This is a genomic window from Halomarina rubra, from assembly GCF_023699475.1.
GTDB lineage: Archaea > Halobacteriota > Halobacteria > Halobacteriales > Haloarculaceae > Halomarina > Halomarina rubra.
The window spans coordinates 106842-122108 of the sequence record NZ_JALXFV010000007.1; the positions used below are offsets into that span (position 1 = coordinate 106842).

A 15267-nucleotide genomic window follows, 5' to 3' on the forward strand; every position below is an offset into this window, starting at 1 on the left:
CGCTGACGAGGAGAATTACTATTTCGAACCGCGCCCGACCACATAGACATCGTGCTTCGCCGAGCTATCGGGAAGTGCGTCACGACCATCGATACACACCAGTGAGTCGTAGCTAGTCCAATCGATGGTCGCGAACTCGTCGTGGTTCGTGACCAACACTGCTCCGTCAAGGTCGTCGACCGGTACCTCTTCGAGGGCTGTCAACGGGAACGGAGCGGTCGCTTTGTCAAGTATCGGGTCAACGACGAATACCCGAGCACCGAGATGCTGGAGCGTTTCCACGAGTGGGATTGCTGGTGACGCTCGCACTTCTGCGACCCCTGGGCGATACGTCAGCCCGAGCACTACGACGGTCGCGTCCTCGATAGCTGTCTCGTGGGCCGCGAGTCGTTCGACGAGCTTCGAGACGAGGAACTGTGGCATCGAGTCGTTCGTTTCACGCGCGGTTTGACACAGTGGCATCGACGTCTTGACCCGGTCGAACACGAAGTATGGATAATACGGAATGCAGTGACCGCCGACACCAGCACCAGGTAGGTGGATGTCACAGAACGGCTGTGTGTTCGCGACCATGATCGCTTCGACGACATCGATTTCGAGATCGTCTCTGATTTGTGCGAGTTCGTTCGCGAGCGCGATGTTGACGTCACGATAGAGCCCTTCGAACACTTTGACGGACTCCGCAGTGGTCGCGTCGCTGACCGTGATGACGTCATTGTTGCTGAGTTCGTCGTAGATGAGTCGAGCAACCCGTGTACTCTCGTCGTCAACGCCACCGACGACCTTTGGGTACGCACCACGAATGTCCTCCAGTGCTCGACCGCTCGACGTCCGCTCGGGGCAGAACGCGACGCCGAACTGATCGGGGGAGAGGCCACTGACCCGCTCGAGTAGTGGCTTGACAAATCCTCCACAGGTCCCTGGGGGGACAGTGGATTCGATGATGACCTGATCACCCGGTGAGAGTCCCGCCCCGATACTCTCAACTGCTGCTTCGAGGGCAGTGAGGTCTGGGTGCTTGTCCCTCGTCAGTGTCGTCGGGACGATGACGACGTGGACTGCCGCAGTTGCTGCGGCAACCGTCGGAGTGTCGACAGCCTCCAGACTCCCTTCGGCTGTCAGTGAGGCGATGAGATCATCGAGTCCTGGCTCACCCGTGACTGGAGAGACCCCGGCGTTGATTCGGTCGACGACGCTCGAATCGATATCGACACCAGTCACGTTGCCGGTCAGTTCAGCGTAAACCGCCGCGAGGGGAAGGCCCATCTTTCCGAGTCCATAAACTGCGACTGGGACTCGTCCGGACGTCAGAGCGATTCGTTGTTCCTCTTGATCCGAGTCGATACCGTACAGTCTGATGTATTCTTCAGAAATCATTGTAGCAACGGTTTGTACTGCTCGTTCGAGTGCGCAGCCGACTCAATGTGCTGTGCAATCTCGACCGCCCGTAGTCCATCCCGACCACTCACCACCGGTGGTGTTCCGTCGGTAATGCTACCGACGAACGAATTGAGCTCTTCGAGAAGCGGGTTCGTCTGTGTGACACGTGGGTGCTCAATGACGCCGTCACACTCGTACAACTGGTGACCGTTGAGACTTGTCGCCAACGACGGCGCCGCTTTGTGGAATTCGACCGTCTGGTTGAGACAGTCGGCGATGACGCATCCGGACTTCGTTACGACCTCTATCTTCCTGACCTCTCGTTGCGTGATACGGCTGGCCGTCATGTCGACGACGACCCCATCACCAAAGCGCATCGCGGCAGTCGCGTGTTCGCCGCCGATCGACGAGACACTCGTCAACTCTTCCAGTGGTTCGTCGAGTATCGACAGGACGATGTCAATATCGTGAATCATCAGGTCGAGTGCGACACTATCAGAGAGTTCTCTGTCCACCGCTGGACCGACTCGGCGCGTGCTCAGCGCGACGATATCCAGGTGAGATACGATATCGACGAGGGTTTGCACTGCCGCGTTGAACCGTTCAACGTGCCCAACCTGTAAGACGAGTCCCTCTTCCTCACTTCGTTCGATGAGCGCTCGTCCACGAGCCGTATTGGAAACGAACGGTTTCTCTACCAGCACGTGAACGCCTGCGTTGAGACTGTCTTCGATGATATCGCCGTGATACTCTGTCGGGACGGCGATAGAAACTGCATCCACCTCTGACAGTAACTCGGCGGTCGGCATCGATTCCGTGTCGAACTCCGAAGCCGTCTCTACCGCCCGTCTTTGGTCTCGGTCCGATACCCCGACGAGGTCGACGCCACGAAGCTGTTTGTACAACTTTGCGTGATTCCACCCCATATAGCCGACGCCGATGACGCCCACTCGTATGTTATTACTCATTGTTATCACGTGTAGTGCTCGCGAACGGCGGCTGCGATGTCCATGACAGCTTTCTCGGAGAGTTCTGGATGAACGGGAAGTGAGAGCACCCGTTCTGCAACGCGCTCACTGACGGGTGCACGATGGTCAACATGACTGTATGCGGGCTGTTTGTGGATGGGGGTCGGGTAGTAGACGGCCGACTGGATTCCTCGTCGTTCGAGGGCGCTGTGAAGTTCCGCTCGATCTTCCGATTGAATCGTGTACTGGTGGTACGCGTGGTCAACCCCGTCTGGTTCGAACGGAGTCACGACTGGCGTGTCGCACAGTGCTTCCGTCAGTCGGCTCGCGTTCTCACGACGTTTCTCGACGAGTCCTGGAAGCCGCTCAAGTTGGACGCGACCGATGGCAGCCGAGAGACTCATCATCCGGAAGTTGTGTCCGAGAGCGACGTGTTCGTATCCTGCCGACGATCGGCCGTGGTTGACGAACTGAGCCGCGCGTTCGGCGATCTCAGGGCGGTCGGTGACGACCATCCCACCTTCTCCCGTCGTCATGTTCTTCGTCGGGTAGAACGAGAAGCATGCGACGTCCCCGAGCGACCCGACTGTTTCGCCCCTATAGCGCGCACCATGTGCCTGTGCAGCGTCCTCAACGATGGGGACGTCGTATTCTGCAGCAAGATCGGTGAGTGCGCCCATGTCACTGGGCAACCCGTACAAGTGGACGGTGAGGATGGCGTCAATCGGTGGCCCCTCCTCCAATGCCACCTGGACTGCGTTGGGGTCGAGCGTGTACGTCTCTGGGTCGATGTCGACGAAGATGGGGGTCGCTCCCACGAGTCGAACAGCGTTCGCGCTGGCGACAAACGAGAACGGCGTAGTCAGTACACGGTCACCGGGACCGATACCGAGAGCGTGGAGTGCTGTGTGAAGCGCCGTGGTTCCGTTCGAGGTGGCAACGCCGTATTGGACGCCACAATAGTCACTGAACTCGTCTTCGAACGAGCGAACCTCTGGACCGTCTGCCAGCTGCCTCGATCTGAGGACACCTTCGACACGGTCAATCTCCTCCTGTCGAACGATTGGCTCTGCAATATTGATCATCCGAGTTGATTCCCTCCCCCAAATCTATCAGGCAGTGGTCGGACCTCGGCAGGAGCCCCGATTGCGAGCGAATCCGGGGGGATATCACTGGTAACGACCGCAGCCGCGGCGACGAACGAGCGCTCGCCGACCGTGACGTCGGGCAGGATAGTTACGTTTCCACCAATCGAGACGTCGTCTTCCAGCGTTGGTCCGACGAGCTCCACCTCCTCACGGATGGGATACGGGTCGTTGGTGAGGACTGCGCCGGGACCGATGAACACTCGATCACCGAGTGTGGTGTTCGTCGGGATGTAGACACCTGTCTGGAGGCTCGCATTGTCACCGATTAATGTGTGACCGTCGATGACGACGTTCGTCCCGACGAGTACACCGTCACCGAACGACGTGTGCTCACGGACAAGTACGTTGTGTCCCGTCTTGAAGCTGTCACCAGCTTCGACGTCTGCGTAGATGATGGTGCCACTCCTAACCGTCGAGTCATCGCCAATTCGCGCCGGAAGTTCCCACCCATCGTACGGGTGGCCCACAGTCGCTGATGGTGAAATTGTACATCGGTTGCCGATGACACGCTTCGTCAGGTCGTCTTCGTCGTATCGGCCCCCCGACGAATCGGGGTTGGCCGACTCCTCAGCGTAGGCGTTGTCGTGTTGGTTACCGTTCATTGTTTTTCGGTCAACCCCGATACGGGTCGAGGATGCTCGGCCAAACGATGGCTCACTGTCATGATTGTAATTCCGAACCTGTCAGTTGCACAGCCTCGCTCCCACTCGGGGGAAAGTCATGAAACGCTTTCTCGGGAACTGTCCTCGAAATTTGATGAAAATAGGTCGCGGTTTCGGCAGCCTCGTGGATGAATAACTAACTGGGTGCTGTCAGGAAAGGGGGATATGAACAAGCTGGGGGCTGTTTTCGGAGTTGGGAAGAGTGAGTCACACGCGGATACAACTTCCGAGCCGCTGACCGAAGAAGAGGTGTTCACTATCCTTGGAAACGAACGGCGATTCGCTGTTCTTGATTATCTGACGCGCGCGGGTGGGCCAGTCGTTTTCGATGAACTCGTGGAAGCCGTTGCGGCCGACGAGTTTGGCATTTCGGTCACCAATCTCGACCGAAAACAGGAACGCCGTGTCTACGTTGCACTCCATCAGAACCACCTCCCATATCTCGAGAACGAAGGTCTCGTAACGTGGGACCGAAGCGAAGGAATCGTTCGAATCCGTGACTCTACGCATATTCAGGGGTACGTCGGAACTGGAAAAGCGAGGCGGTCGTGGCCAGCACGCTCTGCGCTCGTATTTTCATTCTGTTCGTTGTTTGCAATCGGTGTCTATCTGGCAACCGGGACTCTCGGGGTCGGTAGCGTAACAGTGAGTCCGATTTCGTTCGTGACGATTCTGCTACTGGTTGTGGCTCTCGTCACCTGGGCTACGGAACGCTAGTCAAACTTGGACGCTGGCGAGTTGGACGTAGACTTCAGACTATTCACTCCAACGTATCTGCGAGAAGAAATGTGAGCGACTGACCGACTGTTCAGCTCCGAAGAAGATAGATTTTGATGTTCGTTACGTGCTCTGGATGCGTCGTAACCGAGTCAAACAGCCTGTAAGCAGACTCAGCCGAGTGTGTCGACGTCGACCTGATCTCCGTCAATCGTGACTACTGCTGGTCCTTTGAGGCTGAAAGTTGTGACTTCGCCGGTGAATTCGAAGCTATCGGTGCCACCAGCGACCGTCCCGTCAGCGGTTGAACCCGAGACATCGTCGTTCGAGTCGATGGTTGCGTTGTTCGCTGTCGTCTGTTCGAGCGAACCGCTCACTGTCAGTTCATAGTGAGCTGTGCGCTTCCAATCCGTCCCATCGATACTCATCGTGCGGGCCTCCTCAGTTTCTGAGGACGAGTCATCCGTTGTGTCGGGGTAGTCTGCAGGGTTGACCTCTGTGCCATCGAGCGTAACCGTGGCCGCACCATCAAGGCTGAACGCAGTTATATCCCCCCCGACTTCGAAACTGTCGGTACCGCCAGCGACTGTCCCCTGAGCGGTTGAGCCCTCGACGCTGTCTTCAGAATCAATTGTGGCATCGTTGGCCGTCGTTTGTTCGACGGATCCATCGATGGTGAACGTGTACTCTGCGACCTCTGATGAATCGAGTCCATTGATGCTGAGAACAGATGTCCCGCTATCGTCGGACCCCGAATCGGAGTAGTCTGCAGGGTCAATTTCGGTACCGTTGACCGTGACCGGGACAGTACCATCCAATGAGATGGCAAGGAGATCGCCGGTAAACTCGTAACTGTCGACACCACCGTAGACGACACCTTCTGCGGTCGATCCAGAGACGGTGTCTCCCGAGTTAATCGATGCACCGTTTGCCGTCGATTTCTCAAGGGTATCGCCAACAGTCAGTGAATAGGAGACTTGCTCGGTCGCGGAAGTACCATCGAAGCTAATGATGTCTCCCTCGGAGGAGTCACCGGACCCTGAGTCGACAGAGTCTGGGTAGTCATCGGGGTTAATTTCAGTTCCACCGAGCGTGACCGTCGGCCCACTGTCAATCGCGAAGGCGACGATGTCACCGCCAACAGTGAAACTGTCGGTACCGCCAGCGACCGTCCCCTGAGCGGTTGAGCCCTCGACGCTGTCTTCAGGGTCAATAGTGGCATCGTTGGCTGTCGTCTGCTCAACGGGGCCGTCAATTGTGAATGAGTACTCAGCAACTGTCGATGAATCGTTACCTGTGATAGAGAGAGTATCCCCTGTGCTGTCGCTACCATCACCACCGTCGCTACCATCATCAGATCCTCCGGACCCACCGTCTGTTGTCTCTCCACTACTCGCTGCTTCCACCGCGGTTTTGGGGACACCGCTCGGAACTGACGTATCCGGGCTACTACCAACGCTCGAGTCGACCTCGACGTGATCGCCACGAATGTCGCCCATGACTTGCGAGTCCTGCACGTCGATGGTCGAAAGTTCGCCGTAGGTCGAGTGACTGCCAGAGACGAACGCACTCGCCGCTCCGTTCGTGTTATTATCAGTAATTCGCACGTCACAGTCACGGACAGTGATTATCTGTGACGGGTCACCGTAGCCCGTGTAGATGCCCCGAGAGTTGACGACACCGCTATCGCCTCCCGACGTGTTCGGGTGGCCGGGGACATCGCTTGAGTTGACGAACGTACAGCCGATGACTTCAGTGCCGTCGGCCGCAAGTCGAAGGTGGGCAATGTTGTTGTTCTTGAAGAAACAGTTCTCGAACGTGTAGTTTCCACCTTGGCCGTCGGTCTTACCGGGCTCGGTGATTCGGCCAGACCCAGCGGCGTAGATTGCGTTCGCGGTCCAGTGTGCGACGTTACAGTTCCGGATGTCGATGTGACCGGCGTGATCGGGGCCAGAAATCATCGCACCCTTCCAGATTCCGTCCTCGTGACCGTCGCCCATGTAGACGTTCTCGATGACGCCGTTCCCCTCTGCGGAGATGACGTATTTGATGCCACCCGTCGAGGCACCGATGTCGAATCGACCTTTGATACCGACGTTGCGAATCGCCCAGCCATCACCTTCGGCACGGATGGCGACGTCTGCTTCTGGAGCGCTCGCGTCGATTAGAACGTTCTCTAGCGTGTCACCACTCCCGAGTCGATACGACTGTCGCTCCCCTGAAGAAAGGGTGATTGTCTCGTACTCTGCTGCAGATGCGGTGTCGGTCATCGTACCCAACATGCCAGCGGACCCAAGTGTGGCGCCGACTGCCTTCAGGTAACTCCGGCGATGAAGTGTAGCTTTGTTGTCGACATCGTCACATTCGGTGTTTCGTGACATATCGGATACGATGGCCGGGATAAAAAGAGCTTTATTGCTGTTTCGTCACCACCTTGCTACCGTTTTGTTACCAGATGATATCGTATAAGATGGCTAATATATTTTTTATGCCATAGATAACTCTGGCCTCGATTGCTCTCGTTAGAGCACATTCGAACGGTCCATCTGGACCACATTTTGACAGCCCCTATCGACTCACTGCCGCTACTAAGAGTGTTCTTGGTTGCGGAGGAGTGTACCAACGCGATCTCATCTCTGTAGCCGTTGTCGTGCAGACTACGACTCGGCAGGCTCAGCGTGCATGACCGTAGGCGCGAAATTACAACTACTCGTCAGATAGACCTTACCAAAGAATGCCTGGCACCAGTCTGCTACACGGTGAGATTCCTCCCGGCTTAAACGATACGTTCGGCAATCTCCAGTTCGACGACAGATACGAGACGGAAATGTTGTTCGAGCTAGATGGAACCGTCATCGCCGGAACGACGTACCCTGCGTATCCTGTCAAGACGTACGAGTTCGATAATCTGTTTGTCGTCGTCGAAGGAGCTCTCTACGATACCGAGGCTCCCCGAACGGCTATCGAGTCGCTCGCTGATGCGTTACGAGAGCGGCACCACGAGAGAGTGGCTCAATGGGTGCGTGCGCGCGACGGTGACTTCCTCATCACGGTCGCTGATGAACACTGCGGGGATGTGTACATACTCAACGACACGTTCGCTCGATTACCGACATACTACACGACACTCGGCGACCTCACGGTGGTTTCCCGCGAACTGAAACTTATTCGCACACTCGCACAGAACATGGGGGTTCCAGTGGGACTCGACAGATTGGGCGCAGCTCAACAACTCCTCTTCGGCTACTGTCTCGGTCAACGTACGGTCTACAACGGCATCTCCTGCATTCCCCCTGGGGGGCTAGTGACGCTCGGCGAAGATGGTTTCAACGTCAAACAAGTGTTCCAGTACGACTTTGGACCAACCGCCCATGCAGGCCGAGACGTAGAGACGAACGCTCGGGAACTCGCATCGCTCTTTCGAACGGCCTGTGAACGAAGACACGCCCCCGCCCGGACGAACGTCGTTTCGTTGAGTGGTGGTCTGGACTCACGAGCCGTCGCTGGTGCACTCTCTGCGAGCGACCTAGACTATGCGACTGCGACCTTCGACAACTCTCAGAGCGGTACGAGTTCCGACGCACGCGTCGCGAAGACTGTGGCCGAGGCACTCGATGCACCGTGGACACGATATCAAACCGCTGCCACCGAGCGTCACCGAACTGCCCTGTTCGACAGCAAACAGGGGATGAACTACTTCGGTATGGCGTTCATCGTCGATTTCTTCGAGCAAATTCGAGCCCACCACGGCGAGTGTCGGTACATTACCGGTGACGGGGGTGACAAGACTCTCGTTGACCTGACACCTCCGAAGCCGCTCTCTGATAAGGATGCACTCGTCAAATACATCATCGCCGCGAACAGCCGGTTTTCACTCGAGAGGGCGGCTGCTATCACCACGGTCTCTGAAGCGAAGCTTCGGGAGTCGGTCGCGGACCGAATCGAGACGTACCCTGAGCGGTCGCTGGCAGATTTGTACGCGCACTTCCTTGTCTACGAGCGCGGGTTCAACTTCCTCAATCAGGGCGAAGACCGCAACCGCTACTACTTCTGGAGCGTATCTCCGTTCTACTCGCCAGCGGTGTTTGAGTACGCGATTAACTGCCCAGCTAGTCAGAAACACGATAGGCGTCTGTACCGGGCGTTCCTCGAAGCGTTTGCACCAGGCCTCGTCGACATTGAGTATCCGAACTTCGGCGGTACCATCACGAGTCTGGAGTACCGCGTGAAAGAACGGACGTTCGACGTTCTCTCGCGGTATCCAGCGCTTCGTGGGTCACTCTTGGACCAAAGGAAAGTAGACCCCGAGCGGAACGTGGAGGTGCTCACGCTAGTCAACGGCCATCTTGCTGATGGGCCAGTCACGCCGTTGTCACGACGGGCGATACTAGACGTGACGACCAACCCCGGTGCGTTCCGTCGGACCGAACTGCTCTACCTGCTGACGATGCTCGCCGTCCAAGCTGATATCAGAGCACGGCTAGACACGGAAGAGATTGCGCCAACGTTGGGGTAAAAAATGACCATTCGAATAGTCGAGACAATTGATGACACCACAGAAAGCGCACAATGCCCGGTCGCAAGGCCTGTGGGTGACCGGACGTGAGTGATCGCTCTGTCGAACTCTCGTCGCTGCTCTCCAGTGCGACGCTCATCGTCATCGGCACGGTACTCGGTGCACTGGCAAAGATGGTCGAACGTATCATCATCGGACGCTCCGTCTCCCTCGAAGCGTACGGTGAGGTGAGCATCGGGCTCGCGGTCCTCACTATCGCGTCGATGTTCTCTATCTTGGGATTCAGCCAGGGTGTTCCGCGGTTCATGACCCGCTACGAAGAAAGCGAACAAAAACGAGGCGTGTGGCTGACCGGGCTCGTCATCACGCTCTTTGCTTCGTCTATTGTGGCGGCTGTCCTCTGGGTAAGTGCACCAACACTCACGTTGTATCTAGGTCGAACCGATTCGGTGTTGCTCCTTCAACTGTTCTTCCTTACGATTCCGCTGACAGTCGGCTCGCGCATCGGTATCGGTGGTCTCCAGGGATTCGAGAACACGCGATACCGGACGTACGTTCAGGACATCCTTCACCCGCTCTCACGAATCGGGCTCTTGCTCGTGTTCCTCTGGGCAGGATACGGTGTGTTGGGGGCGGGCTATGCGTACCTCATTGCTGCGGGGCTCGCCTTCCTCGTCTCTCACCTCTACTTGAACCGGTTGATGCCGCTCCGAGGCACCTTCGTCGCCCGTCCGAAAGAGCTACTAAGATTCTCGGTTCCACTCACCATCTCCGGGTTTCTGTTGATTCTCATGTCTCAGACAGACACCATCATGCTCGGGTACTTCCGACCGTCGACGGAGGTAGCACTGTACAATGCGGCGTATCCTCTTGCAATCGGGCTGGGGACGTTGCTCAACGCGTTCAACTTCCTCTATCTCCCACTCGCTTCGAGATTGGATGCAAACGACGAGCTCGGTGAGGTCGAAGCCATCTACGCGATAACCACGAAGTGGGCCTTCTTTTTGACGTTCCCTGCGTTCCTCACCTTTGCCATCTTCTCCGGTGACATCCTTGAGATCTTCTTCGGCCTCCGGTACCGTGACGCTGGCCTCGCACTGACCATCCTCACTGTCGGGTACTTTTCGAACGCTCTGTTCGGACAGAACCTCCGAACAATCTCGGCGCTCGGCGACACTAAGTACCTGATGATCACCAACAGCGTCGCATTCATAGTCAACATTGCTATCAACCTCGTACTTATTCCTCAGTACGGTTTTATTGGTGCGTCCATCGCGTCTGCAATTTCCTACACCACGCTTAACATCTCGGCGAACGTGGTACTGTGGCGAGAGTACCGCATCACTCCGTTCTCGAGGTGGCTCATCCGTTCGCTGGTGGCTGTCTGTCTCGTCGTCTCGCCGATTGCCATTGCACTCTCACAGTGGATCTCCCTCTCACTCGTGACGCTTCCACTGTTCATGGCTGGAATCGGTGTCAGTTCTATTATCGTCGCCGGATTGGTCGACGGACTTCAGGCCGACGACCGCGTCGTTCTTGAACAGATCGAACGGTATTTGGGTCGACAGATCCCATTGGTTCGACGATATCTCCCTACAGAAACTGATGAGTCGACAGTGCTCCCGTAACGTAAATCGTCGGGAACTTGAGTCAGTAGGATAGGACGCTCTCGAACACCGACCGAAGCTGTCCAGTTGCGCTCTCTGCGCTGAGATCTTCGACAGCACCCCTGCCGTTCGAACGCTGGCCCGCTTCGAGAACCTTTTCGAGTGCATCTACGATGGTCTCGTCGGACTGGCTCACCGCGGAAGGTGTGACTCCACTCAGCCGTTCACTAACGTCCCCGACATCTGTCGAGACAATCGGGAGGTTGCACGCGAGTGCCTCTTTGATCGTGTTCGGTGACCCCTCTCGCTTCGAGGTCACCAGTAGTGCGTCTGCTGCATTCATGTAAGTCGGGATGTCCTCATGGGGGACCCCGGTGACTGCGTGGAGGTTGACTGGGCGGTCGAAGCGCTGGTTTACCGAGTCGACGATCCGTTCAGCTCGAGGGAAATCTTTCACAGGCCGCTGGGGGTTGTAGGGGAACATGACGTGATATTCGTCTGAGCTCCAGCCGACTGTCCCCTGTGCGATTGACTGTGGCTTCGGGACGAATAGGTCTAGGTCGACTCCGTGAGGAATAACTTCACAATCTTGCCCGAGAACGGAGGCCATTTCATCACTCATGACGACGACCGCGTCGGACCGTCGTGCACATAGCTTGCTTACCGTTCCGTATTTGCCCATGAGATCCGACCCCCAAAGTGAGAGCACCACCGGAAGGTTGGGCTGGCTGAGTGCGAGTGGACCCATCAAGCCGTAGTTCGCGTGGATGAGGTCGTACGACCCGAAAGACTGTCGGAGCATCTGTGGGTAGAGCCTGAGATAATCGCCCAGTCTGCGAGTCTCTCCTTCGGATGGGTTCTTCGGAGTAATCGTCGTCAGTTCGACACCAGAGGCTCTGAGTAGCCTGACTTGATTTTTATAAAATGACGAAGTATCGGATGTGACTAAACTCAACACGCGCATATTCGACAGTATCGACAGAACGTTATCACTTAGTAAATTACGGACCAGTCGGCATCCAAATAGGTCTCTCTGTTGCCTGAGAATGTCGTTGTGGACAGAATTCGGACATTACTGTCTAAACGTAAACCTACATCACGTCAAGAACGGCGATACTGGTGCGCGGTTTTGTAGCCTACATGTCAAGAGATAGGCAATATTGTCAACAAAGGTCCCGATCAAAGATGACCGCCCACGCTTCGACTCCTTCATTCGTCAATCCGTACACACGCCCCTTCGTCTGATCTTCGGAAACCAAGAGCGTCACCAAACTTCTTTCGCGGAGCTGTTGAATCGCCCGAGAGATGTGGGCCAATCGGAACTCGGCTGCTTCTGCAATTCGTGTTGGTATCTTCGGACCTTCCGAGAGCTGTTCTAGAACGGCGATACGATATCGTGATCTAATGATGTAGCTCACTTCATCCCAACAAGAATTACCACATTCTTGTCTATTACTTCCCATGCTGTCTTTCTACATTTCCAGCACGGGGGAAGCGGTAAGTATATTACGAATGTGAATGGCGTCGGTACATTATTGTATGGCCTTTATCTAGTTCTGCACAAAACCCAGTTCAAACTCTTCAAATAATTTGACAATATAATTGATATGTTAGGTTGTATACCATGGAATTTGGATGGCTTGATATCGTCTGTGTTAATGACTGATTTCGTATGTGATTTCTAGTGACGATATCGCGAAATCGATAATCATCTATCGCTCGGTGCTTGTGAGGTGGTCCGAGTCTCCTCCTTTCGCCACCCCGACTACGCTATTGTTCTCGACCCGCTTGGTTACCAATATACAAATTCAATATAGGCAATTTGGACGAGCAAACGCTACACTACAGTGCCCACTGCCTCTGAACACTGCTCATTACAACATATCATCCCATCTATGACTCGCCACAAGGGTTGATTTCAGTGGCTGATAAACAAACACAGAATGAGCGAAGTGTCCGAACGACGAACGCGATCTCAACTGCCGATCAGTTCGTGGACGTTGTTGCGGTTTTCTGTGCAATCGTCATCGTTCAAGCGGCTATCAATACTACCGAATCAGTTGGGGTGCTCGGAACAGGTAGCCCAGTCAGGCTCGCAATAATTCTCGCTGCACTGTTCTTCCTACCAGGGTACGCACTGACCACAGTCTTGTTCCCACGAGCACCGAAAGTGCGTGAAACGAACCGTACGTGGTTCGCCCCGATAAACGGACATGGGTTGCCGGACCGACCGCAGAGTGCGGAACGATTGGTGCTCTCTTTCGGACTGAGTCTAGTCTTGATTCCGCTTGCAGGACTGGGACTTTCGGCACTCTCGCTTGGGTACAGCGTGGAGACCGTGGGAAACGCCACCACCGTTCTCATCATCGCCCCCTTATTGTTGGGCACAATCCGTCGACTGCAGACCCCCGAGGAGTCCAGATACATCGTCTCCTTCTCGAGCGCGCTTCAGCGGCCTCACGGTAGGGTCGTCGGCGAGAGTCAGACCGACACTGCTGTGAATCTCATCTTGTTGTTCGGAGTCCTCACTGCGGTCAGCGTCCTCACGCTCGCAGTAACTGCGCCTCTGAGTGGAGCGACGTACACCGACTTCTCAATCGTCACCCAAAACCAAAATGGTGAACTCGTCACGAGCGGATATCCCTCTGAGTTCGTCGTCGGTGAACACCAACCGCTCACATTCATCGTCGACAACAACGAGGGCCAAGCAGCCGAGTACGAGGTGGTCATCTTGCTCGAACGTGTCGACGACTCGGGAGCGGTCGTCGAGCGCTTCGAACTCGACCGGTTCAGTCGAACCGTCGAGGACGGTCAGTGGGTGGAAGAACACCAAGTGTCCCCCACTGCGACCGGCGAAAATCTCCGATTGACGTACGTGCTCTACAAGGGCGATGCCCCCGTGGAGCCAGACCTCTCTTCGGCCTATCGCTCAGCGTACATTTGGATCGACGTTTCAGAATCGTAACTGTGGAGAACTGAGCTATCGTTGGCGAGTTTTGTTTGATCGGATTCGTCGATGATGACGTCCACTGTCGACGCTTCTCGCAAGACGAACGGTTGGCCCGAGACGTCGATGTCGAGCTCACGCACGACGTTCCCCTGGGAGCGCTGAAACAAGAACCCATCACGGTGCTCACCGTGTTGTGTCATTTGCATTCCTGTGAACCGGCACCCGTCACGGTCGACGACGGATACTGCGAACCCACCCGATGCTCCACCAGTGATGCGAACATCTTCACATAGGAACTCCGAGGACGACTGACTGACTTCTTCGGGCGAGACGAGATTGATAGCAGGTACTGAGGCGTTAACAACGATTTCTGTGTCTCGGACAGTCGCGGATTCAGTGTCCTTTCCCATGACCAAGGCGCCGTCGCCCTTCGCCGGTGGGGAAAGCGTAATAGAGCAGTTCTCCACGATGAGGTCCGTTCCGCCGTGGAGCCAGATCCCTCGGGAGTTGACGACCCCCGAATTTGTCGGTGGAATCGGGCTATCGACGACGATGGTGGTGTCGCTCACCGAACTCCCCGACGTACCCAGTCGAATGTTCGCGATGTTGTTGTTCCTGTACTCACCACCGTGGACCACGACGACACCTCCCCCACCGTCGGCGAGTCCGGGGGCCGAAGCGTAAATCCCGTTGCCTTTGAAACCAAATATCCGACATTCATCAATTCGAAGGGCCCCTGAGTGGTCTTTCGCTACGAACAATCCGTCCGAGTTCGGCCCACCGTCCGTCGCCTGAACCCGCTCGACGAGCCCTTCGCCATCGGAGTCACGCACCTCGAACACGAAAAGGCCCGTCCCTGAATTCTCGCCGACTACGGTGATATCACGGACGACGAAGTCGCCGGAGGAGAGTACCTGAAACCGACCACCGTGCCCCTCTTCGGTGTAATCGATGCTGAACCCCTCCACGTGAAGACGGTTTCCGATGAGTGATAGGAGGTATTCTTCGTCTTCCCGTATCGGGTTTGCTCGAACTAGCGTCGCGTCCTCCCCAATGAGTGCTACGTCTGACACATCCTCGAGAACTAACGACTCTTCGACGATGTACTCCCCAGGGGGAAAGTAGAGGAGTGTACTGTCATCGACATCGCTGATGATTGAATCGACCGATGTAAGGTTCTGTTCGCGTCGTCTCACTTCGACATTGACCTGGTTGTCGAACTCCGCAACCGAATCAACTTCCCTTGGACCTGAAACCCGATTGGAGTCGAACAGTCCCGAACAGCCAGCTAGCGAGCTGGCGCCAACCACTCCTGCGGC

At 56.0% G+C, this 15267-nt stretch carries 12 protein-coding genes; 4 read left to right on the top strand and 8 right to left on the bottom strand.

Annotated elements, in window-relative coordinates; translation table 11 throughout:
* Positions 1-18: 18 nt before the first annotated feature.
* From M1L36_RS13335 to M1L36_RS13350, 4 genes are read right to left on the bottom strand one after another with little or no spacing between them, the layout of a single operon-like run.
* Positions 19-1374, bottom strand: a complete 1356-nt coding sequence (locus tag M1L36_RS13335) for a nucleotide sugar dehydrogenase (protein WP_369694257.1) — start codon at positions 1372-1374, stop codon at positions 19-21.
* A complete protein-coding gene (locus tag M1L36_RS13340; protein ID WP_369694239.1) occupies positions 1374-2348 on the bottom strand; it encodes a Gfo/Idh/MocA family oxidoreductase in 975 nt (324 codons plus the stop codon). The genes M1L36_RS13335 and M1L36_RS13340 overlap by 1 nt, the downstream gene beginning before the upstream one ends.
* 5 nt (positions 2349-2353) lie before the next feature.
* Complete coding sequence (locus M1L36_RS13345; RefSeq protein ID WP_250874251.1) at positions 2354-3433, bottom strand: DegT/DnrJ/EryC1/StrS family aminotransferase; 1080 nt, start codon at positions 3431-3433, stop codon at positions 2354-2356.
* Positions 3430-4014: an acyltransferase gene (locus M1L36_RS13350; protein ID WP_369694258.1), complete on the bottom strand. Its 585-nt coding sequence runs from the start codon at positions 4012-4014 to the stop codon at positions 3430-3432. The genes M1L36_RS13345 and M1L36_RS13350 overlap by 4 nt, the downstream gene beginning before the upstream one ends.
* A 309-nt stretch (positions 4015-4323) precedes the next feature.
* On the opposite strand from M1L36_RS13350, the gene M1L36_RS13355 reads away from it, so the two are divergent.
* Positions 4324-4875, top strand: a complete 552-nt coding sequence (locus tag M1L36_RS13355; protein ID WP_250874253.1) for a DUF7344 domain-containing protein — start codon at positions 4324-4326, stop codon at positions 4873-4875.
* 173 nt (positions 4876-5048) lie between these two features.
* Here the strand turns inward: M1L36_RS13355 and M1L36_RS13360 are convergent, their stop codons facing one another.
* A complete protein-coding gene (locus M1L36_RS13360) occupies positions 5049-7145 on the bottom strand; it encodes a hypothetical protein (RefSeq protein WP_250874254.1) in 2097 nt (698 codons plus the stop codon).
* Positions 7146-7609: 464 nt separating this feature from the next.
* On the opposite strand from M1L36_RS13360, the gene M1L36_RS13365 reads away from it, so the two are divergent.
* Positions 7610-9391 carry an asparagine synthase-related protein gene (locus M1L36_RS13365; RefSeq protein WP_250874255.1) on the top strand — a complete coding sequence of 594 codons (1782 nt, stop codon included), beginning with the start codon at positions 7610-7612 and terminating at the stop codon, positions 9389-9391.
* Positions 9392-9477: 86 nt separating this feature from the next.
* Positions 9478-11019, top strand: coding sequence for a flippase (locus M1L36_RS13370; RefSeq protein WP_250874256.1), 1542 nt, complete (start codon positions 9478-9480; stop codon positions 11017-11019).
* 22 nt (positions 11020-11041) lie between these two features.
* On the opposite strand, the gene M1L36_RS13375 is transcribed toward M1L36_RS13370, so the two are convergent.
* A complete protein-coding gene (locus M1L36_RS13375) occupies positions 11042-11962 on the bottom strand; it encodes a glycosyltransferase (protein WP_250874257.1) in 921 nt (306 codons plus the stop codon).
* Between the two features lie 199 nt (positions 11963-12161).
* Positions 12162-12461: a winged helix-turn-helix domain-containing protein gene (locus tag M1L36_RS13380; protein WP_250874258.1), complete on the bottom strand. Its 300-nt coding sequence runs from the start codon at positions 12459-12461 to the stop codon at positions 12162-12164.
* A gap of 458 nt (positions 12462-12919) precedes the next feature.
* Here M1L36_RS13380 and M1L36_RS13385 point away from each other — a divergent pair, with 458 nt between their 5' ends.
* Entirely contained in the window at positions 12920-13963 is a 1044-nt protein-coding gene (locus M1L36_RS13385) for a DUF1616 domain-containing protein (protein WP_250874259.1), read from the top strand.
* On the opposite strand, the gene M1L36_RS13390 is transcribed toward M1L36_RS13385, so the two are convergent.
* Positions 13921-15258, bottom strand: a complete 1338-nt coding sequence (locus tag M1L36_RS13390; protein ID WP_250874260.1) for a right-handed parallel beta-helix repeat-containing protein — start codon at positions 15256-15258, stop codon at positions 13921-13923. The genes M1L36_RS13385 and M1L36_RS13390 overlap by 43 nt on opposite strands.
* Positions 15259-15267: the final 9 nt, after the last annotated feature.